Genomic DNA, 23,306 nt, shown 5'->3' on the forward strand with positions numbered 1-23,306 from the left:
AGGACACTTCCACAGCACTCATCAGGACACTTTTCCGATCAACATTATAGAAATTGGAAAGGAAACCTATTTATCCTTAACCAAAATCAAATTATATGTTGCGTAGATTAGTTTACATCCTACTGCTTTTAGCAGGTTGGATAACAAGCCCTCCTTTACTTCATGCTCAGGAGAGTTCCTACGAAAACGACTTCACAGGCGGGTCGAACGGGCTGATCATGGCCTCCATCCTGCCAGAGCACTCTGATGGAACAGTGCCTTATGCCTTCTCTTTCGAAAACGACGAGCTGGTTATTACCAATAACAAAACGGAATGGTACTTCATTCAAAACTTTTGGCCGCCGGCCGACCGCCTGAATGTCTGTGACTTTCCCTTTGTGCGGTTTAAAATGAAGACTGACACTGCCGTAGGTCTCCGGATTCAGCTGCGGGGCGGAGGTACGGATACCCCATGGCTCGATGGGGACCTGATTGGAGATGGGGAGTACCACGAGTATTTATTCGATTTTACAGATGTCATCGGAGATATTGACTGCAATGAGCTTGCGGAGGTTAAATTCGATATCCCGGGCTTCATACAACCGGGGAACTTCATGCCGGGCACCCTGTTCTACCTGGATGATTATGCGATTGGGCAGGCGGCTGCGCCTGTAGGCCCGGTGGTGGTCAATGATTCTTATTTAAACGATTTCTCAACTGGCAATACTGAGTTTGTCGCAATCCCAGGGAGCCTGGCAAACCTTTCTGTTAACGACACCGAAGAGCTTGAAATTGACCTGGACAAGCAGGCCTGGTGGTTTTTCCAGGACTTTTTCGGGAATGAAACGGACTTTAACCTTTGCCAATATCCCTATTTAAGCTTCCGGCTTAAAACAGAGGCTGTTGCGCAAACCAATTGGCGGGTCAATATCAAAAGTGTGGGCCCCAATGATGGTATCTCTGTAGGTAACGTGAATCAAACCATAACCGGGGACGGCCAGTACACGACCTACACCTACGACTTCACGGAGTTGTTTGCGAATGCCCCTCCTGATTTCGATTGTTCTAAAATCAGGGAAATCCAGATTGATCCCGGTGGTTTCCAGCAAGGCGGCAACAGCATTCAGGGGTTGTTCACCATGGATGACTACGCTATTGGCAAGGCGGCCTTTCCGGAAAGCCACTTCTACCCTACCCTGAATCCGATTCAGGATGTGGCACTGATCCCCGCCGAAGCACTCGAAACTGTAACGGTACCCTTATTTGGCATCACTGATGGCGATGATGGTACGCAGGAGTTGACCATTACGGCTACTTCCAGTAACCAGGCTATGTTGCAGGATGGCAACATCTCTATTGGTGATGTTTCTAACTTATCTGCTGATCTGAACCTGGACCTGGAAGATGGCATATTCGGCACCACCACCATTACGGTCACGGTCACCGATAACGGCAATCCGCCGCTATCAGTGACACAGGCCTTTGAGCTGCTGGTGTTTGACAATAAGAGCTACGTCACCCACTACGATGATCAGGACGAAACCCCGATGTGGTCAGCGCCCAAATTCTACAGCTACACCCAAGACAACAGCTTACTGCAAATTGATATGAATAAAGGACAGGCTGAAGTCGTCTTTGGCCGTTTTACGCTCCCTACGGAAATCAATATCACGGAGAGCCCTTACCTCATGGTGGAGGCGCAGACCGACCGGGCGCTCAACTTTGACGTACGCCTGATTGATGTGGATGGGAACGGCAGCGATGTAATGCGCCGCACGATTGAAGATGTTGAGCCCTATGTCTGGTACGAGTATACCTTTGAAGGCAATGAGGAATTCAACCTGGGGCGCGTGGCAGCCATAGAGTTTATCCCCAATGGCTGGCAGTTTTCCGGGACCAGGCGCGCAACCGTTTACGAAGGTACGCTACTGATTGACCAATTGATGATCGGAAGTGCTGCCACACCCACTGGCATCCACTTTAATGCCATTGACGACCAATCCTGTTATATAGGTTCAGAAGCTCAGACTATTGTACTGTCTGACCTTAGTGACAACATCACAGAGCTGGAAATCAGCAGTGCGGATGAGGCCTTGTTGCCCGTTGACAGCATAGAAGTGGCCTTCAACGGAGCAACCGGAACGATTCAATACACCCCGGTTGCAGATCAAAAGGGCGAAGTAGAACTTACTTTCTCGGCTACGGATGGAACCAATACCCGCAGCCAGGTTTTCATCTTAGAGGTCAAAGGAAATGAGCCGCCTACCGCAGATCAGCCCGCCGATCAGGAAATCGTTGCCGGTGAAACCTCGACACTCGCCCTTTCCGGTATTGATGATGGCAATGCGGAAGCCGCACAGGTGGTAAGCGCCACTTTGACCTCATCCAACGAAGCCATACTGCCCAACCCAACGGCCCTGTCCGAAAGCGGTGATGCCAGCTTTGATCAGCGGGAGCGAAATGGTGTGGTCAGCCTTGCTCCACCCGAGGGTTTCAGCGGTCCGGTTACCGTTACACTTACCCTGACTGACGGGGAAGGCGATGAGGAACAGAGCAGTATACAGACCTTTACCGTTGAAGTCTTTGAATCGCTGAACGCACCACCTACCATAAGCGGTGTGGAAAATCAGCAAGTTTTTGTCAACGAAGAGGCACAACTTACCCTGACAGGCCTTTCTGATGGAGGCAACGATTCGGAAAATTTATCCCTCACCATCGAAACCTCAGATACCAGTATTCTCAATGCCGACGCCTTTACAATCAGCCCAATTACCGATGGGCAAGCTATATTGACCTATACCCCGGACTCTACGGGGTCTGTGGAGCTGACCGTTAACATATCCGATGACGGTGGTATCGATGGCGTCAACAACGGCGATCAATCCACAACAACCGGGTTCCGCATTGACATTATCCCTGAGCCGATTACCGGCGAGATTGCGGTGTATGAAGAATCCCGCTGGAACATTGATACCGACGATGGCTCTTCCGATGAGATTGTCGATGATGGCCAGGGAGGAGAAGCCTGGAGGGCAACATTCACAGAGAACAAGCGTAACTGGAATGGCCAGGGCTACCAGTTCGTGAACGAACTCAACCTGACTGACTACCCTTATGTAACCTTTGAAGCCCGGGTAGTACGGGATGGTGGCTCAAGTAACTCCGATTACAATGTGTACCTGTGGGACAATGAGGGGCGTTACACCACAGGGTCAAGCCCCTCCACTACCATTCAAGCCATCCCTGCTGATGGAGCGTGGCACCGCATTACCATAGACTTCACCAATCAGTTGTTCCATACGGCTCAGCAGGTTCCACTGAATGCTGCCCGGATGACCCGCCTCCATCTTCACATCGAGGGTGGAAAAGCCGGCAGTTTATTTCCCTGGTTAGCTGGCGATTACTACATCCGCGACCTGCGGATTGGTTCGGAAGTCACTGAGCTTACCGGTAATAATACAGTGGTGGCGTCCATTAATGGTATCTCTCAGCAGTGGATTACCACTAGTGATGAAGAGCGGGAAGTGACCATTTCCGGGATTGAATCGGGTAACGATAACCCGCCGGAACTCACAATCACTGACAACTCCAACCCGGAACTAGGTGAAATCAGCTTCTCTGATGTTGTTGATGGACAGGCAACGATGACCTTTGTGCCAACGGGCGAAACGGGTTCCAGTAATATTACCGTGGAGGTATCGGGCATGGGTGTGGACATCCCCGCCAGCTCAACATTCAATATCCGGGTGATTGACCCTAAGCTAATCAATCAGGCCACATTAACACTGGACGCTTCAACTGAGCTGCAGGAGATTCAAGGCTTTGGTGCCTTCTATGACCGCAGTGGCAACCTGGCAGAAGAAGCGGTCAACGATATGGGGCTGAGCATCATCCGGGTAGAAATCGAACCGGAATTTGAGCCGGTGAATGATAACGACAACGCCAGCATCGTTAACTACGATGCGCTGGACTTTGACTACATCCACCCGGGTATTGCGAAATACAAAGCCGCTTTTGAAGCCGCCGCCGTGCAGGACTGGAAAGTCATTGCAACGGCCTGGTCTCCTCCCTACTGGATGAAGTATTCTCTGGCAGAAATTGGTGGCCCGCTGAATAGTGCGCCAGGCTGGGGCGGAACCGACAACAAGGTCCGTCCGGAATTATACGAAGAGTATGCAGAGTTTCTGGCCGCCTGGTGGCTTGCGGTAAAGGCGAAGACTGGCGTCGAAGTCTACGCCATTTGCCCGCAGAATGAACCGGCTTACTCTCAGTTTTACAATTCAGCGATTCTTAGCCCTGAGCGGTTTGCAGAAGTTGTGGCCGTAACCGGGCCCAAGTTTGAAGAGCTGGGCGTTACCGCCAAAATCTTCATGCCGGAACAGAACTTTGACCAAGGTGTCAATGGCTACAGCATGTTGGCTTACATGGAAGCACTCAAGGCGCATCCAACGGCTTCTCAATACACAGACATCATTGCCACCCACGGCTATGCATCTGATGGTATTGGCGTTGGCAACCTCGGTGGTGAGGAATGGATTGAAATGAAGAATCAGTCGCGCGATTATACAGCAGCAGAAGGAGGGCCTAAGGAACTCTGGATGACTGAGACGAGTGGAGAGCCGGATAACCATCAGGAAGGAGCGATGCGGGTAGCGGGCGCCATCGGTTTGGGCCTGAGCAAAGGCGAGGCACAGGGCTGGGTATACTGGACCCTGCAGTCTGGTGCGAGTGATGACGGAGCCCGGTTTGGCTACTACCGGGGCCGCCGGAAGACCGTGAAGTACTATGCGGCCAAGCACTTTTACCGGTACTTCCAGCCAGGTACACAGATGATGGCTATTTCCTCCGATGAGGACAACCTGATCGTTAATGCAGGGATCCGCCCGGATGGTACAACGGCTATTGTTGTGGTCAATGCAGGCGACCGTGCGCTGGGTGTTCAGTGGGACATCAACGGTGCTCTACCAGAAGGGCTCGAGTACTTCCAGTCGATTAGCCGCAGTTACTTTATGGAAGGTGACCGCTCGGCAGATAACCGGATGATTCTCCCGCCATACAGTATTACTACATTGGTTACGGATGAGATTTTGGAAAGCCCAAGCTTCACAGCGGATAATATTCCTGACCAGGAAGTGATGTCCGATGGTAGTTCCTACCAGGTAGATGTCGCGAATATTCAGTTTAATGGTGAAATGGATGATATCAGCCTTGATGTGGTCAGCGGAGACGCATCTATCATTCCGGCACCGGAAGTGAGCGAAGTCAGCGGCGGTACAGGTACGATCACCTTTACACCGGTAGAGGATACAGAAGGCACCGTACCAATGACGGTTACTATCTCAAGTGGCCTGACCAGCATCACGAAAACCTTTGATGTCGAGGTATTATTGCCGACAGATGTTTCCTCTTTCAAGGATGCCGGTATAGAGGTCTTCCCCGTACCTGCAGATCAAAGCCTGTACATCAGGAGCGGCAACCCCTTGCAGCACGTACGCATCATGAGTGCCAATGGGGCTACTATGTTCGAAGAGGATGTCGAAAGTGCAAGCTTTGATGTCAATTTGGAACAATTCCCAAAAGGGACCTACATCCTGCAGCTCATTCAGAATGAGCAGACAGTAGTAGGTAAGATTTTCGTACAGTAATTAGTTTTAGTTATTTAGCAGTAAGGTTCGGCTCTGCGCCGGGCCAACTGCTAAAACTTCCTTCTACTGAAAAAAATAAAGCGCCCCGGAAAGCAGTATATTCTGCTGCAATCCGGGGCGCCTTTTTTTCGCCCTGACTACCGGTAGAAATTAGACTTTTTCAGCATGCGCATTCATGTAAGCGCGTGGAGTCTGATTGTAAAGTTCCTTAAAGCAAACCGAGAAATACTTTGGGTTGTCGAACCCTACTGAATAAGCTACCTCTGAGATGTTATACTGACCCTGCCGCAATAATTGAGCGGCAATTTTCAGACGGACCGTCCGAATGAAAATGTTTACCGTCATACCAGAAATGGCTTTAAGCTTTCGGTAAAGGTTGCCTTTGCTCATGCCCACAGCCATGGCAAGGCGGTCGCCATTGAGTGTGGTATCGTCCAGGTTTTCTTCAATGACCTTTACAATGCTGCTGAGTAGGTCCTGATCAATTGTCTTCACATTGATATTATCCGGAATCAGGGGAACGCTTTCTCCCACGGTGTTGATCAGTGCCTGACGGGTCTCCAGCATGTTATGCAACTTTAGCAGTAAAGCTCTAAGGTTAAAAGGCTTGACCAGGTAGTCATCTGCGCCGCTTTCCAGTCCGGTAATCTGATCACCCAGGTCTACCTTTGCGGTTAGCATAAGTACAGGAATATGGCAGGTACGCTTGTCTTCCTTAAGGATACTGGTCATCTCGTACCCATTCATTTCCGGCATCATTACGTCGCTGAGTATGAGGTCTGGTATGCGCTCAAATGCCTTTTCCAGACCGTCTTTGCCATGCTCTGCAGTGATGACACTAAAGTTTCTGCCTAGTTGATTGCCCAACATCGTCCGCATGTCATGGTTGTCCTCCACCACGAGCAGCAGGGGTTTTTCTGCCTTGGCAATGGCTTTGTCTGCTGACTTGGATAGCCCTATATTCCATTCACTTCTAACGGGTGTTTCTGCCGCCTGTTCGATCATGGAACGGGAGAAATTGAAATTCCCGATAATGGCTTCCGCTGATTCAGTGGCAGCCTCCTGATGCATGGGAAGGCAGACCTGGAAACAAGTCCCTTCTTCGACCAGGTGGACTTCTATCGAGCCGTTGTGGAGGTCGACCAGGTCTTTGACCAAAGCTAATCCAATACCGGTGCTGAGTTCACCGTGTGTATTATTGGTATGGTAGAACCGGTCAAAAATTTGCCCAAGGTCATCTTCATCAATTCCCTGCCCTGTATTAATGACCCTCATAGATAGACGACGTTTCTGAACCGACTCCTCAAAGTGGACAGAAATCTCTCCCCTGTCGGGAGTATGCTTAAAGGCATTGGAAAGCAGGTTGTAAAGTATTTTCTCGAGTTTATCTCTGTCAAAATCCATAACCATATTACCCCGGCTGGCTTTCAGGTCAAGCTTTATGCCTCTTCTGGCAGCCACAGGCTGAAAAACATCCAGCAGTTCCTGTGTGAAGCCGACTACATTTTGGCGTTGGGGCTTTAATTTCAGTTTTCCGGACTCCATTTGCCGGACTTCAAGGAGTTGATTGATCAGGCGGTAAAGCCGTTTCTCATTGCGGTAGATGAGTTGTAATTCACGCTTCACCTCATCCGTAGATTTAAAGTCCTGTTGGTTGAGCAGGCCCTCTGTTTGACCGATAATGAGGGTAAGCGGTGTTCGGAATTCATGGGAAATGTTGGTGAAAAAGTTGAGCTTGGACTGATCGGATTCGTGCACCAGTTCCGCCATACGCTGAATTTCCTGTTTTTGTTGCTCCAGCAGTTGATTGCGGTTCTCCAGGTTATCGCGTTGTTCTGCAATCTGCAGGTTACGTTCTTCGATTTCTGCCTGCCGCTCCTTTAGTTGTTGGTTGGATTCCCGGAGCTGATCCGACTTATGTTTCAGGGCTTTAGTACGTACGCTAACTTCACGGGTTAGTACCCGCTTCTGATAAGCCAGCACGCGGGTCCGGATATGAATGGTGGCCAGAATAGTGAGGAAAATGAGGGTCATGAGCAGCGCCCGGAACCAGTTGGTTTTCCAAAATGGAGGTAGAACCTCTAGTTTCAGCCGCCGAAAGTCACCACCCCATTGCCCGTCTATTCCGGAGCACTCCAGCTCCAGCTCGTAAGTTCCCGGAGGAATGTTCATATAACTAATCCGCCGGTTGGAGGCATCGACTTCAGTCCAGGTGTTTTCGTAAGGTAGCAACCGGTAACGATAACGTATTTTTGAGGCCGCCGCAAAGTGGAAGGCGGCAAAGGAGAAAGAAACCATTCGGTTCTTTGGCTGCAGGGTGACTTTATCCTGATAACTGATAGACTGATCCAGGACCACGTACCCGTTGAGTGTATCACCCGGACTTACTCTTTGGTTGTCTATTTCAACCTCAGTGATCGTCAGTTCGGGTAAAAACGGGTTGGGCGCTAAACTGTCCGGATGGAACATCGTAACACCATTTACACCGCCAAAGTACAGCCAGCCATTATCGTCCTTAAAGTAGGCCCCCTCATTAAACTCATTATCCTGAAGCCCGTCTTCTTTGGTGTAGTTGGTAAATTGCTCCTTTTCAGGATTGAAACAGGAAATTCCACCATTGGTGCTGATCCAAAGACGGCCGTGATCATCTTCAAGCATACCGTGCACAACATTGCTAAACATACCATCTATGGAGAAATAAGTCTTAAACGTTTCTGTCTCTTTGTCGAAACGGCTAAGCCCATTCTCCGTACCCAGCCATAAAAACCTTCCACCATCTCTGCCTTCCCGCTCCAGGACACATTTCACCGTATTCCCAGGTAGCGAGGTCCGGTCATTGGAATCATGCAGATAGACTTTGAAGGTCTCACTTTGGGGGTCGAACCTGTTAAGCCCGCCTTTTGAAGTCCCTACCCAAATGAATCCTTCTTCATCTTCATACAACCGATAAAGCCAGTTGTCAGAAATTGAACCAGGGTTGTTTTCATCGGCCATGAAATACTCAAAGTTTTCACTTTCCGGTTCCAGCCGGCATAGGCCAAAGTTAGTGCCCGCAAAATATACACTTCCATCCTTAGCTTTACAGATGTCCCGCATTGACCAAATCCGAAAAGCAGCAGAGTCTTCCGGATGGTGCTGATAGTTTTTAAAGAAACCAGTTTCCGGATTGTATTCACTAACTTTATAGTCGAAAAACCCGAACCAGATTTTACCGTTCTCTCCGCTTTCTATGGTGCCCGCAAGCCGTCCATCGGGCCTGGGATCAATAGAAAATTTTTGATCAAAATCCTTAGTCCCCTTTTGAAAAACGGTTTCAACACCCGTTACCATGTCTTTTCTGTACAATCCCCCATAGGTGCCCAGCCATAGGCCCCCGGACTGATCCTTGAAAATGCCATAAATGTCGTTATGGGGCAGGCCTGATGTGAATTGGTTAGTCTGATTCAGGTGGCAGAATTTTTTGTTATAAAGGTTTGCTCTTGATATTCCACCTTTTTCATGCCCGGCCCAAAGGTTACCTTTGTTATCCTCAAGTAAGAAGTTGATGTCGTTTGGCCCGAGGCTGTTATTTATTTCCGGGTCATAGCTGAATTTCTGAACACCTTTTGTATTGGGGTCAATCAAAAAAAGTCCATTAACAAAGCCTGGCGCAGCCCATATTTTACCCCGGCTGTCCTGCATGATCAGAGAGATGCTTTCTCCAACATCACCAAGGGGCAACATAGCCAAAGAAGCCAGATTTACATCAGCATTCGCAGGCAGGTGAAACAAACCGTGGGTGACTCCAAACCAAAGCCCGCCCTGCCGGTCTTCGAGAATACGATAGGCGCACACCTCGTCCTGCTTCGGATCAGTCAGGAAGCAATCAAAAAATTGAGTTTCTTTTATTTTATTGCCATTATCATCCAAAATGAAATGGAAGATCCCTTTTTGCCGGGTTCCGGCCCATACCGCACCTCTGCGGTCGCAATTTATCGTAGTAATGAAGTCTCCGGAGTCTTTCTCGAGCGGCATAATTAATTTCGCCTTTCCGGTTGAAGGCTCGTACCGTATTAGCCCATAGTAGGTACCCAGGTAAAGCACACCATCCCCGTTTGATTCCAGATAGGTAATAGCAGGTTGTTCCGGCGCCCCATTTAAGCCTTTCAAATGAATTCTTTCAAAATCATCTGTCGCTCTGCGGTAGCGGTTCACCCCCTTGCTTGTAGCCACCCACAGTTCGCCGCAGGCATCCTCATGAACCAGTGTTTTGTTATGCGCCATCTCGCCCTCTATGAAGTCACTCCCAATGGAGTTTGGATTTTGAGGATCATGCAAATAGTTTCGGAAGGCTTCTGTTTCCGGACTGTAGCGGGTTAAGCCCTGCTTGTTGTACCTGATCCATATTTGGCCATAGCTATCTTTAAATAAAAAGGTGACCCACTGATGCATCAGGTCATCTTTGCTTAGGCCCGGCCGAAAAACTTTGAATTCGTATCCATCGTAGCGGTTTAACCCGTCCTGGGAACCGAACCAAAGGTATCCTACGTCGTCTTGTACAACTGCATTTACAAGAGAGTGGCTCAGTCCGTCTTCTTTATTCAACCGGTCAAAGCGTATATTTTGCATTTGCCCAATAAGAACGCCGGAAGAAAATAGGCAAACGGCTAGGGTTGTTAGTGTGGTTTTCAAGTTCATAGAGAACTCTTTGGTTAGGAGGTGATTTAGGAATTGCTGTGTTTTCTAACCCTAATATACAAAACAAAATTTTCCATTGATACTATTCTGCGACAAAAACACAAACAAAGAGGGTTAGTAAATGAAAAATTAGTCTGCTCCTTTAAATTAATTCTATAAATACCCCTAAAAAGCAGCCCCTCTGTAGAACAAATATCTGCAAAGGGACTGTATTTGTTTGCAAAACCAATTTTAATTAAATATGGTGATTTTTGTCAGTGCCAAATATTATTGCTTCACCAGCATTTGACGGGATGTTTGCCCACCGGCTCTGACCACTGCAATGTACACACCAGCAGGCAATGTACTAAGCTGTATTTGCCGACCATTCTGTACGTTTACATATTGTTTGAGCAACTGTCCGTTCGAGCTATACAGATCCAGTTCCGCTTCTGCTGTCAACCCTTCCAGACTAAAGTAAGACACGAATGGATTGGGGAATAAATTAATTTCCGGATTCGCAGCAACCTCGCCAGCATCGACAAACTCATCCATATTGTAGGTAATCTCGAATATCCCACCTGTACCTGCCGGTATATTCAGGACACGGCTATCAGGGTCGTAGTCAGTGTACGCTTCTCCATCCAGAAGCACATTGGAAATGTTAAGCGCTACATCCGGCACGGCAACAGGCGTCATTTTATATGATCTTGCTTCGGGCTGTGACTCAAACCTATAAAACAGCTTCACTTCTTCATCATGTACAAAAAGCTTACTGTAAATATAGGCCAGATAGGCGAGTTCAATATTGTGGTACCCCCCCTTAAACGGGTCTGACTTGTCATTATTGATTACCCCGCCCGCTGCATTGGTCTGGGAAAAAATTTCACCATAAACAGGATCGACGAGATGCTCCATGAAGAACTTCATACACCCATCTGCCATGCCCAGGTTCAATTCCCGGTCGATGCTGTCTGTAGCCAGGTAATAATTGATTAGTCCGCTGGTTACGCCCTGCTCCAGCATCCAATAGTCTTTTTCCTGAGTTACCGCGCCTGTTACCCAATTGTAGCCGGTAAACAAGCCACCGTTGTTATAGTCATAGCCGCCGTTGTACATCATATCATCGATCATGTACTGAGCAGCTTCCAGATAAGCCGGATTAGGGTCAATCATATAGGCGCGTGCAAGGCACCATGCGGTCTTGATGACGTGCCCGGTGGAGCCGCCCTGGGAATTGGTATTTAGTACCCAGTTTGCGTTGTAGGATTCCGCGAAGCCAAAATTCACCTGCGGTAAAAACATGCTTTCGTAGAGATGATCCATGATATTTTCTGCCACCGCCAGTAAGCGGTCTTCATCTTCCGGCGCATCGGACAACAACGCTTTGGTCAGGACCCAGGTGGTAATGGCATCCACGGTAGCGGTAAAGCCTTTGCCACGGGGATTGCCCCAGTCCTCATCAGCATCGTGGTAATAGCCGAGATAGGCAGGACGGCTGTCCCAGAGTAAACTGTCATTGAAGTGAGCGCCCTGATCCAGCCAGTCCAGGTGAAGAGGCTCCCGGGTAGCCTCGGCCATTGCCCCAATGCCCAGAATGCTGTAATGCTGTTGGAAAGACCACTTACTTTCGTTGGGATTCCAGCCTCCACCGTATGGCGGAGAAGGATTGCCCATCTTGTCGCTGCTAAAGTACCAGCCGCCGTTATCCTGATCCCAGCCGTGGTCGTAAACGAATTGAATAGCGTGTTCCGCATAATCGAGGTAAGCCTCATCCCCACTCACCATAAAGGCACGGGAAAAGCCGTAGGCATGGCGGGAGCATTGGGTGAAAGATTTCCGGTCGGTCCGCTCCGGAGTACCATCCTGTTCCACTTCGGTGTAAAAGCCTCCGTCTTCCCAGTCTACGGAGTGTTTCCAAAAGTCAGCGCTCCGCAACAAATGGGGAATTAGGGAATCAGGTTCCTGCAGATGCAGGCTTTGCAGGTTCTGGGCTGCAATTAGTGAAGGGAGCAACAGGAGTACGAGGTAAAGATGCTTCATGTTTTTCAATTTCTTGAGTAATCACATAAAAGCCGAAAGGCTTCTGTGGTGAGATGAACTACACCATGCTAAAAGTAGCCCGTCCTTAGCCAACAATAGTCCACTATTTTCACGTATGAGTCCAACAGGTTGCGATTAGCCGCGCCGTGGTGGAAGAGAGGCGCTGTCCTGCTGGCTGTACCGCCCGCTAAAGTCCTCTCCTTCTATGTTTACCCGTTCCAGTTTTATACCTTTTACCTGGTTGAGCCATAGCTTATCGTTACCCCCTTCTCCTGATACGGTTTCAATGAAAACGTCCTCCAGCTCTACGCCGAGTACTGGAGCATCCGGCCATCCGAATAAAAGCAGCCCCTGCCCCGCCTGATTTACGGTCACATTTTGAATTTGGATATTGCGAAAAGTTGGTGGGTAAGCACTTGTAGTATCATTATCGTATCGGGGCACTATACTGATCGCCTCCTTTTCCACTTCGTTGAAACGCAGGTTGCGAATGTAAACATCCTCGACCAATCCACCTCTTGAACGCCCGCTTTTGAAAAAGATACCCTTGGCGACTTCCATAGGGCCCCAGCAGTCCATCACATGTATATTGCGGACACCGCCTGAAGCTTCGCTTCCAACACAAAAGGCATAATGCCCTTTAAAGACGCAGTCCCGCACCACCACATTCTGAGTTGGCGCAGTGATCCGGCCTTCTGTCACATAAGGTGAATTCAGGTCATCCAACAAGGTACCGGCAACAAGGGCACCCTCCCGCCCCTCCCGGTCCCGGCCCGACTTGATGACCACGTTGTCGTCGTAATTGTCAAAAATGACATGCTCAACCAATACATTAGCGGAGCTCTCAATATCAATGCCGTCGTTATTGATGATCTGGCAGTCAAAGATGACATCCCGCATAATCATATTATCACAGAATACCGGGTGTACCACCCAAAATGGTGACTGCTCTAACCGCAGCCCCTCGACCAAAATATTCCGGGAGTGGAAAAAAGACATAAGGTCCGGGCGCAGGAAATGGTAGCCGGTATCCATTGCGATTCGCTCTGCGATGGGCAGGTCCGCGTTATTAAACTCTGAGCGTATGGCCTTGTAAGCAGGTGTGCGCCCTGACTCTTGCACCCTCAAGTCACCACCGTAGGACCACTTTTGCCACTTTTCCCCGTCTCCGTCAATTACAGGCAGTGCGCCATGTTCGCCAACGGAGGTGATGGCCACGTTCTCCGCATTGACAGCATTGATGAGCGGTGAAAAAGAATAGAGCGTAGTACCTTCGTACCGTCGCAGCACCGGCTGCCCATCTGGTAAATAACGCGGTGGGTCGAATTCGAAAAACAACCGAATATTGGTGTGCAGACGGAGCTCAATATTGCTTTTGAGCTGTATGGGCCCTCTAATCCGGTAGGTCTCGGTGGGGCGGATCCAGAAATCAGGTCCTTCGGTATGGCTGAACACCAAACGGCCGCCTCCCCTTGCAGACAGCGTATCAATCGCCCGGCGGATATCCTCGTAGAAATCATGGGAGCCTCCCTGGTCAGGGCTATGCCCGGAAAATTCGGCGAGGTCGATAGTGTTGCCAGGAATTACAGGCTCATGGATACGCCCTAAAATTTCCTCAACTTTTCCGTCTAGTGGTCTATCTGTTGAGCTGGCAGCTTGGTTGCCGGGATTGGAGCAGCTACTCAACAAAAAGGCAAATGAACTCAGGACAATTAGGCTTCTCATAAGTTATGGGGTTTGAAGTGAGTGCTCCGGAGGTGTTATGGCTTCTTTTTCAATCAAATTGATCATGCCCAGCAAGGCACCCCAATGATAAAAGTATTCACTTCGGTACCCCGGATAACCACCAGTTTCAGCATGGTAGTTCTCAAGCACCCAGCCCTGCGCTTCCCAATTTTTGACCAGCAGTTTTAAGGAGCGGCTAGCCAAATCTGCCCGGGCTTCCGGCAGAGCATAGTTTCGAAGCCCCAGATAGGTTAAAAAATTCATTGGTGCCCAGATGCTTCCTCTCCAGTAATCCCTGCCGGTATATGCAGTATCGTTACGAGCAACTGAAGGCAGGATGTAATCGCCCCAAAATTCTTCCGGATTATAAAAATGTTCATTGATCATTCGCTCGGCTTGCCTCTGTGTAGCTGCTTTTGCCAACAGGGGATAAAAATGAGTGGGGCTCAAACGGAAGGACCAATCACCAGTGTCTAATCGTTTGTTCAGGAATAGCCCGGTGGGTTCGTGCCATAGGGTGCGAATCTGAGCACGAAATTTTCCTGCTCTTTTCTGGAGTTCTATTTGTTCTGGCTCACGCCCGAGCAAACTAGCCATCTCGGCAAGGGCATCGCAATCCGCAACGTACATTCCCATCAAGCCCACATCAGCTTGCAGGAGCACATTTTGTTCAGTATCAAAGGGCACACCATCGTACATGGGGGTATTGTCCAATCCAGATTCATTGGAAGCCGCTGGGTGGTTATGCTGCGTTTGCTGCCGGGGGTGTTTTACCGGAGCGTAAGCGTTTGAGCCCCAGGCCAGATAGCCGTCCACCGACCGTTTTTCCTCCCACCATCGGTTCCATTTCAATAATCGGCTAAAGTGGGCCGTCAGAAAGGCGGTATCCGGATGAAGCTTAAAAATTTCTTTAACCATAATACTGCCTACCGGGGGCTGAGATCGGTCACGGCTGTATTCTCCACCCGGCCCGGCGTAATTGGGCACAAACCCAAGTGTATCGATCAGCCTCGTGAGTTGTTCCACTTCATTGAAAGCCAGCGCCCGGCTTTCCAGGGCATGCATGTAAGCAACAAAGAAGTTGTCCCAGCAAAACTGAACAAAGCCGCCTTCCTCCCGATTGCCCCAGCCATAGCTCCAGGTTCGGGCGACCGGGGTCACCGCCCGGTCGAGTGAGGGATCATAGACAACGTTCCAGTTGACGGCATTTTGTATGATATGCCAGGAAGTGCCGGCTTCGCCATAGTGCTCCCGCTGCCTCCAGTAATCCGTCTCGGCAGCGGTAAGCCTGGCATCAGCCTGCGCGATTGATATATCCTGGGTGGATATCCAAAAGGATTGTCCAAGGGATAAGTCCAGTGCATTACCCATCCATTTACCGAACCCATTTTTTGGAGTAAGTTCCAGCTTACGGTGGGCAGTTTGAATAGTCCACCCCATCCCTTTCCTTTGAATCGTTCCTTTGCGCCCGTACATCATTACCGGTTCTACCCGAAGGTAACCAGGATTGGGCGCACTCTTTTCCGGTACTATTTTGAGGTGCAAATCCGATCCTTCAGCTACCGTATGCACCTCCAGGCGAAAACCTCTCCATTCCAACTGTAGAGCGGTGAAACGACCATCGGGCGTATGCGCCAATGGCCGGACCTGCTCTGTGCCCTCTACTTTATTACCGGTGAAAGCATACTCCAAAACATCACCTGCAAGGGTATCGACCAGTTGTAATTTTATTGCTAGCCCATCCGGGAGCAGTACATGGTGAAGCACACTGCGGTTATCCCAGGTATTCCAGCCCCGGGGCTGAAAATCCATTTGTTGCGCCTGGCCTTGGCAAAAAGTACCTAAGCTGAAAACTGCGATCAATAGCCAGGCAGTGGCCAATACTGAGCAAATACGGTGTGGAAAAGAGATACCAGGCATTATGAATGCTGCTTTAAGTACTCCATGTTTTTTTGGATCAGCGCCATCCGGGCAGCTACACTGGCAGCAGATCGCAGACCATCTTCAGGGGTATGCTTCACATAGTCTACCAGTTGCTCAACAGTGCTTGTCGCCACATGCACACGGGTGTCCGAAGAAGCGTAATAAATGAAGACCTCATCGTGTTCGTTCACGATCCAGCCATTGGCGAAAACAACATTAGAGACATCCCCTACCCGCTCCTGCCCTTCCGGTGCCAGAAAGTAACCGCCGGGCAAGTGGGTGATTTTTGTTGGGTCCTGCGGATCGGTCATGAACATGTAGAGCACGTATCGTAAGCCTGCTGCAGTATTGCGCACCCCGTGTGCCAAATGCAGCCAACCTTCCTTGGTTTTGATAGGCGATGGGCCAAGCCCGTTCTTTAATTCCTTGACCGTATGGTAAACCTTGTTGTCTAAAATAATCTCTTCTTTTACTTCTGCATTTTCCATACTGTCGGTGAGCCCCCAGCCGATCCCGCCGCCACTTCCTACGCTGATAAAGCCGTCCTGTGGGCGGGTGTAAAGCCCGTATTTCCCATTTACAAACTCCGGGTGCAAGACCACATTGCGCTGTTGCCCGGTGTAGGTAATGAGGTCCGGCAGGCGCTCCCACGATTTGAGGTCACGGGTACGGGCAATGCCGCAATTGGCTACGGCAGCTGATGTGTCCCCCTCCTGTGCGTCCGGGTCTTTCCGCTCTGTACAGAAGAGACCGTATATCCAACCATCTTCATGCTGGGTCAGCCGGATATCATAGACATTGACGTCCGGCTCCTCCGTTTCCGGCATTTGGACCGGATAGTCCCAAAATTTAAACTGATCAATACCGTTTGGGCTTTCGGCGATAGCGAAGAAGGACTTCCGGTCAGCCCCTTCCGTACGTACGGCTAGCAGGTACTTCCCATCGAGGTAGATCGCCCCGGGGTTGAAAGCCGCATTAACGCCCTGCCGCTCCATCAGGTAAGGATTGGTCGCGGGATTGAGATCATAGCGCCAGCTCAGAGGCGCATGTGCTGCGGTAAGTACCGGATGCTCGTAACGTTTGAAAATGCCATTGCCCAATGGTTCTGACCGGTTCGGCCGCTGAACAAGGGCGAGATGTGCTTCTTTTAAGGCTGAAAGTCGGCTGTCAAATTGGTCTTTCATTGGCTTTGATATAAATTGGGAGCAGCCACCGAAGTGGACTGCCCCTTCCATCTAGTATGTGTATGAAACTTGTAGGGCTAATGTCGTGAAGTCAAGCCGGGAGGAGGTTCGCTATTTTGGTGAATAGGCCCGACATTTTAACGAGAAAGCAAAATACCGGTCCTTTTTGGGAAAAAGAGGGACCTCAGGAAACTCAAAATGAAATTAATTGACCCTATGAAAACGACTATAACATCCATCATCTTTATTTTTCTTTCCATTAGCCTCTGTGGGCAAGCGCCCCCAAATGATGAGGGTGGCAAACGGTTAATTGTCCGGGCGGACGACTTAGGCTATACCCATTCTGCGAATTCCGGGATTTATCAGGCTTGTTCGGACGGCATAGCCACCACTATGGAAGTTATGGCGCCTTCTCCCTGGTTTATGGAAGCTGTGGAAGTCGCCAACAGTCTGGATACGGATGTCGGTATTCACCTCACGCTAACCAGCGAGTGGGAAAAGGTCCGATGGCGCCCCTTGACCCATGCGCCAAGCCTGACCGACGAAGACGGCTACTTCTACCGTGCCATCTGGCCCAATCCGAATTTCCCGGAAGGAAGTACCCTGCAGGAGCACGACTGGAAACTTGAAGAAGTAGAACGGGAACTCCGGGCACAAATAGAATTGGTACTCAAGCACCTGCCTCAGACCAGCCATATGACGATGCACATGGGCGCGCTTAGCATGAATGAGGATTCCCGGCAGCTTTTGCGCAAGCTCGGTCGCGACTATGCGCTGGATATTTTCACCGAAGACTATGAGGTGCAGCGGCTGCCTTTCAAAAACGACCGCAGCCTAACGATAGATGAGCAGGCCCAACTTTTTGCGCATGCACTCGAACAGGCAGCCCCCGGCACTTACCTCATGGTCACTCACCCGGCTCACGATACGCCTGAGCAAAACGCTGTGCACCTTATTGGGAAACCACCCGTGGCGCACGACCGGCAGCAGGACCTTGATTTACTTACCCATCCTATCGTAAAAGCAGCTATAAGAGATCAGGGCGTTCAGCTGATTGGCTACCGGGAGCTGCCGCCTACCCAACTACCCCGCCTCAGGGTAGCTGCCAATGGCCGTTATTTGGAAAAGGAAAATGGCGCACCTTTCTTCTACCTTGGTGATACGGCCTGGGAGCTTTTCCACCGCCTTGACCGTGAGGATGCTGCCACCTACCTCCGGGACCGGGCAGGAAAAGGGTTCAACGTCATTCAGGCTGTTGTCTTGGCTGAGATAGACGGCTTATTCATACCCAACCCATACGGGCATGTCCCCCTGGACAATCTGGACCCCAAAAAGCCGGTCGAAGGCTACTTTGAGCATGTGGACTACATCGTAGAGCAGGCAGAACGATTGGGGCTATACATCGGCATGCTGCCCACCTGGGGCGACAAGGTCAATCTGGCATGGGGCGTAGGGCCGGAGATTTTCACGCCGGAGAACGCTTTCAGCTTCGGCCGTTTTTTGGGCCAACGGTACAAAGACAAACCGATCATCTGGATACTTGGCGGCGACCGGAAAGTCGAGACCCAAACGCATCGTGACATTTGGAATGCCATGGCCGAAGGCATAAAAGAAGGGGATGGCGGTCAGCATCTGATGACCTACCATCCGCAGGGCGGCACGAGCTCTTCCGATTTCTTTCACGGTTCGGGCTGGCTGGATTTCAACATGCACCAGTCCGGGCACGGGGAAGCACCGGAGAGCCGGTGGACAGTCAATCAACAAGACCGGGCCCTGAAGCCGGTAAAGCCAAGCCTGGACGGCGAGCCTTGTTACGAAGATATCCCCAAAAGATTTTGGGAGCCCAGCCCCATGCCCAGTCCATATACTTTGTCGGCAGCTGGTGCCGATACGGTCTTCAAAGCCGGCTGGTTTGATGCCCATGATGTAAGAAATGCCGCTTACTGGTCTGTACTTTCCGGAGCCTGTGGACATACTTATGGTAATAACAACATCTGGCAAATGTACGAGTACGGCCGAAAGCCAAATGTTTATCCACGTTCCGATTGGAAAACCGCCCTTTCCCACCCGGGTGCTGCACAGATGGGCTATATGAGGCAGTTGTTTGAGTCCAGAGACTTCCGGCTACTGGTACCCGATGCGGACTTGCTGCTCAACGACCCCGGCAGCGGCTTTGGCAAAATGATGGCAGCAGTGGCTTCGGATGGCTCCTATGCCTATGCCTACACGCCAATGGGCGAACCGGTGCAGATCAATCTTAAACGTTTAGGCAAAAGCAACTATACTTACCAGTGGTTTGATCCCCGGACAGGTGAGCTTACTGAGGCCAGGAAAATGGAGGCGAAACAGCAGAATACCTTCCAGCCCCCTGCAACCGGGCCGAAACAGGACTGGGTGCTTAGTTTACAGCGGGAGGACTAAGAGCGTGTTGGCTACTTGACAGCGCATTAATGGAGTATAAGCGACGAGCAAATAATGGGTTGAGGATAGATGGAATTGATGTACCTTACTTAAGGTTGGAGTAAAATAGCCCCCACCTTACCTCATCAGTTACGCCTAAATCTCCCATAAAATGAAATCAAGTCTCATCGTTTTTTTTGTTCTGCTGTTAAATCTGCCTGTACAAGGACAAAAGGAAATAGCACGCATACCGATCGCGTTTCTGGAAGGGTTGATGTTCATTGAGCTCAGGCTGAATGAAAAAGCAGACCCCCTCAATTTTCTATTTGATACGGGTGCAGGGATAACGGCTATTGATTCGGCCGTCTCAACTGCGTTAGGCCTGGAAATCACAGACGAGATCTCGATAGGTACTGCCGGCAAAAGTATCCGGTCAGGCATCTCTGCCAATAACAGGGTCCGTATTGGTACCCAGGTAACTTTAGATAGTGTGGAAATCGCCATCATGGATTTGTCGCACTTGAGCCAGTATTTCAAAAATCAGATTGACGGAATTATTGGGAGCGACTTGCTGCAAAATTTTGTCACCGAGACTGATAATGACGCTCAGGAAATCCGGTTCTATGCATTCGAGGGATTTGAACCTGGGGAAAATTGGACGGGCTATGACATTATTGGCCTGGAGGCGGGCCACTTTGGCATCCCCCTCGAGATCACCACGAGGCGGAAAGCGGCTCCCAGGCAGATGATTTTCAAAATAGATACTGGTGCCGATAATGCCCTGACCTTTCACAACGGAGCGGTAACCCAACACAAACTACTGGAGTCCGTTAACAGAAGAATCAAAAGCAAACAAGGTTTTGGGGCAGATTCAACCGTGACGAATAACTTAAGCAGCAAACTGTTCGCAGCGACTTTCAATGGAAAAGAATGGAGAAGAGTATCGGTGGTATTTGAAGTAGACCCCATCAGCCAAACTTCCGAGCGATTAGCCGATGGCCTGATTGGGCAGGCTTTGTTGCTGGATTTCAACACGACTTATGACTTGCAACGAGGGGTGGTTTATTTTGAAAACCGAAAATAAGAAGCCTTAGCTGCCTGTTGGAGATGGGATGATGAGCAATGATTTGCGGGATAAAATTTACAGATCCGGGCAATCAGGCACATTTTCGGCAGGCTCATCTGAATATAAGAGGGTGTTGGGACTTTAGTAATCGGCCTGTCCCGGTGCACTGGGACACTTTCCTGCCGATGTGTTCGACACGCAGGCAGTTTTGCTTATACTTTGTCCCGAAAATCCTTCCCGCAAACTGCGGGAAGGGCTATTTAACTCAGGCTAAACTCCGGTTTTCGTGCCCTTGCCTGCCCGGCAAACCCGTTTGGCAGACAGATCGTCTAACCAAAAGATGGTTAGTTTTTGACTAGAAGGCAAAATCCCAACACCCTCTAAGCCTAAAACAAGAAAAGCCCTGATTGCTCAGGGCTTTTCGAAAACAGAATATATTATCATAGGATGAGGCTAGGCCCCACTCGATTAATATCTTCTTCCACGGAATCCTCCGCCACCACCACCGCCGCCACCGCGGTTGCCACGTGGCTCGGCTTCTTTGACAACGATCTGACGACCGTCCATCTCCTGGTCATTCAACTGGTGAATCGCCTCGCGGGCTTCATCGTCGTTTGGCATTTCCACAAAACCGAAGCCTTTTGAGCGTCCAGTGTCGCGGTCCATAATGATTTTCGCTGAATCGACGGCGCCAAATTCTTCGAATGCTTCAAGCAAATCGGATTCGCGTGTGTCGTAATTGAGCTTAGCTACAAAAATATTCATAAAACAGAATTGGTACTGTGCAGTGCACAGCTTACTAATAATAAGGTGATAATGAAAAAACTAAGGAAAGAATGTAGTAGGTAGGAGATAAAAACCTAAGAACTAGATTTGTTTCTTAATTGATTCTGAGTACAAAGATGCAACATATTTTGTTATGATGCTCGTTTTTTTGCATACAATTCAAAAATAAGTCAAAACCACTTTCCGCAATAGCATTTATGAATGTCGTTTTTGTACGGGTATGGAATCAGTTTTTTTTGTCAAATCCAAAAGCGCCTGAAACCAAAGGAGCCCTTTAGAGGGTGTTGGGACTTTAGAATCGGTCTGTCCCGGTGCACCGGGGCACTTTCCTGCCTGTGTCTCGTCGCCTGTGGGCTTTGGCCGCCGGAGACCGGAGTGTTCGACACGCATGCAGGTTGTCTAACCAAAAAACGGTTAGTTTTCGACTAGAAGACAAAAACCCAAAACGCTCTAAGCCTAAAACAAGAAAAGCCCTGAGTGATCAGGGCTTTTCAAAATCAGAATATATTATCGTGAGGTGAGGCTAAGCCTCACTCGATTAATATCTTCTTCCGCGGAATCCTCCGCCGCCACCGCCACCGCGGTTGCCACGTGGCTCAGCTTCTTTCACCACGATTGTGCGACCATCAAGCTCTTGGTCGTTCAGTGCATTAATGGCTGCACGAGCCTCATCATCGTTGGGCATTTCCACAAACCCGAAGCCTTTGGAACGGCCAGTGTCGCGGTCCATGATGATCTTTGCTGAATCGACAACGCCGAATTCTTCGAATGCATACTGCAAATCAGATTCGCGTGTGTCGTAATTCAGTTTAGCAACAAAAATATTCATAACAAGTAATTAGAACTCCGCTTGCGCGGAAAAGTCAAAAAAGATAATGAAATAGAAAAAATTAAGACAGGATAAAGTAGAAAGCGAAAAACAAACTATCCAATCCTAAGCTTAATTAATTCAATACAAAACAAAATTAATTTTTTTTTACTGAATTTGCAAGTTGTACAGCCTTATTTTAGCACCACATCCCTTAGAGCATGTTTGGAGCTCTTACTGTACGTTCCATTGATCCGGCTATACTTCCCCTCACCTACTCAAATTCTATCATTCCGGGTTCAAACACATCCTCATCAATAGTGGCGTAGGGTGTCGCTTCTTCCTGCCCACCGGCACCCCGGCTGCGCACGGTCTCCCCGATCGCAAGCGCACCATGCTCCTTGTCCATTTCCAGCAACAAGCAGGAAAAGGCAAAGGTCAGGTATTCATCCCCTTCAAAAGTAATGGACTTGCCGGATTTGGTATTCACTTTGACTTTGGCGTCTACATCCGCCAGGTAGGGCTGCAACTCGGGCAGAGACGCATCAAACTCACTATCGTTAGCTTTCTCGATGTTAATGGTGAAACTCTTGCTCACAATCGCATCCGAAATCAGCAACATTCGGTAAGCGTCTTCTCCTTTAAAGACACCAAGCGAACCGTGACTGAGGTCAATATTGCGGCCCCGCAGTACACTGCCCAGTTGGGCCGGGTCGATGAAGCGCCGCTTGCAATCGGTAAAGGAAAAGCTGATCTCACTCACTCCTTTCAGACTGGCGCCAATGGGAGCGGGCGACATACCAAAGCCCGACAGGAAGCCTTCCAGTATTTTCAGCCCAAAGCTCAGGCTGATCGACTTGGAGCGGTCCAGAGCAGCATTGGCCATAGCCGATTCCCGGATCTCAATTTCGATGGGCTTTCCGTCTGCCAGCAGGTATTGCAATTCGCCCCGGTAGTCCATTTTACTGCCTTTCTGCCCCATCACCACGAGCGGTTGCATACGGGTTTCGGGCACACGCAGGGGGAAAGCATTGAAAGTCTCCCGTAACAGGTCGGTAATATCGTTTTTACAAATTCTAAAGAAGCCCATA

The 23,306-nt window shown here is 49.7% G+C and carries 11 protein-coding genes; 3 read left to right on the forward strand and 8 right to left on the reverse strand.

Features of this window, described 5'->3' with window-relative positions; genetic code table 11:
• Positions 1–95: 95 nt before the first annotated feature.
• Positions 96–5,624 (forward strand): T9SS type A sorting domain-containing protein, encoded by a 5,529-nt coding sequence (locus RIC19_RS13770; RefSeq protein ID WP_350178911.1) that lies wholly within the window; start codon positions 96–98, stop codon positions 5,622–5,624.
• A gap of 150 nt (positions 5,625–5,774) precedes the next feature.
• Here the strand turns inward: RIC19_RS13770 and RIC19_RS13775 are convergent, their stop codons facing one another.
• The 5 genes from RIC19_RS13775 to RIC19_RS13795 all read right to left on the reverse strand — a co-directional run bounded on the left by RIC19_RS13775 (position 5,775) and on the right by RIC19_RS13795 (position 17,155).
• Positions 5,775–10,301 (reverse strand): two-component regulator propeller domain-containing protein, encoded by a 4,527-nt coding sequence (locus RIC19_RS13775; protein WP_350178912.1) that lies wholly within the window; start codon positions 10,299–10,301, stop codon positions 5,775–5,777.
• Positions 10,302–10,568: 267 nt separating this feature from the next.
• Positions 10,569–12,323 carry an AGE family epimerase/isomerase gene (locus RIC19_RS13780; protein ID WP_350178913.1) on the reverse strand — a complete coding sequence of 585 codons (1,755 nt, stop codon included), beginning with the start codon at positions 12,321–12,323 and terminating at the stop codon, positions 10,569–10,571.
• Positions 12,324–12,458: 135 nt separating this feature from the next.
• Entirely contained in the window at positions 12,459–14,048 is a 1,590-nt protein-coding gene (locus RIC19_RS13785) for a glycoside hydrolase family 28 protein (protein WP_350178914.1), read from the reverse strand.
• A 3-nt stretch (positions 14,049–14,051) separates the two neighbouring features.
• The gene (locus RIC19_RS13790) at positions 14,052–15,860 is read right to left on the reverse strand and encodes an MGH1-like glycoside hydrolase domain-containing protein (RefSeq protein ID WP_350178915.1); all 1,809 of its coding nucleotides are present in this window, start codon (positions 15,858–15,860) and stop codon (positions 14,052–14,054) included.
• Positions 15,861–15,967: 107 nt separating this feature from the next.
• Positions 15,968–17,155, reverse strand: coding sequence for a glycoside hydrolase family 130 protein (locus tag RIC19_RS13795; RefSeq protein WP_350178916.1), 1,188 nt, complete (start codon positions 17,153–17,155; stop codon positions 15,968–15,970).
• 216 nt (positions 17,156–17,371) lie between these two features.
• On the opposite strand from RIC19_RS13795, the gene RIC19_RS13800 reads away from it, so the two are divergent.
• Complete coding sequence (locus RIC19_RS13800; RefSeq protein ID WP_350178917.1) at positions 17,372–19,576, forward strand: apiosidase-like domain-containing protein; 2,205 nt, start codon at positions 17,372–17,374, stop codon at positions 19,574–19,576.
• A 151-nt stretch (positions 19,577–19,727) separates the two neighbouring features.
• Complete coding sequence (locus RIC19_RS13805) at positions 19,728–20,639, forward strand: retropepsin-like aspartic protease (RefSeq protein WP_350178918.1); 912 nt, start codon at positions 19,728–19,730, stop codon at positions 20,637–20,639.
• Positions 20,640–21,089: 450 nt separating this feature from the next.
• Here RIC19_RS13805 and rbp (RIC19_RS13810) read toward each other — a convergent pair whose 3' ends face one another.
• The 3 genes from rbp (RIC19_RS13810) to RIC19_RS13820 form a co-directional block, all read right to left on the reverse strand.
• Positions 21,090–21,386: an RNA-binding regulator gene (rbp, locus tag RIC19_RS13810; protein WP_350178919.1), complete on the reverse strand. Its 297-nt coding sequence runs from the start codon at positions 21,384–21,386 to the stop codon at positions 21,090–21,092.
• A gap of 559 nt (positions 21,387–21,945) precedes the next feature.
• Positions 21,946–22,236, reverse strand: a complete 291-nt coding sequence (rbp, locus tag RIC19_RS13815; protein WP_350178920.1) for an RNA-binding regulator — start codon at positions 22,234–22,236, stop codon at positions 21,946–21,948.
• Between the two features lie 253 nt (positions 22,237–22,489).
• Positions 22,490–23,305: a gasdermin gene (locus tag RIC19_RS13820; protein ID WP_350178921.1), complete on the reverse strand. Its 816-nt coding sequence runs from the start codon at positions 23,303–23,305 to the stop codon at positions 22,490–22,492.
• Between the last annotated feature and the right edge of the window lies 1 nt (position 23,306).

This window comes from Phaeodactylibacter sp., from assembly GCF_040219495.1.
GTDB lineage: Bacteria > Bacteroidota > Bacteroidia > Chitinophagales > Saprospiraceae > Phaeodactylibacter.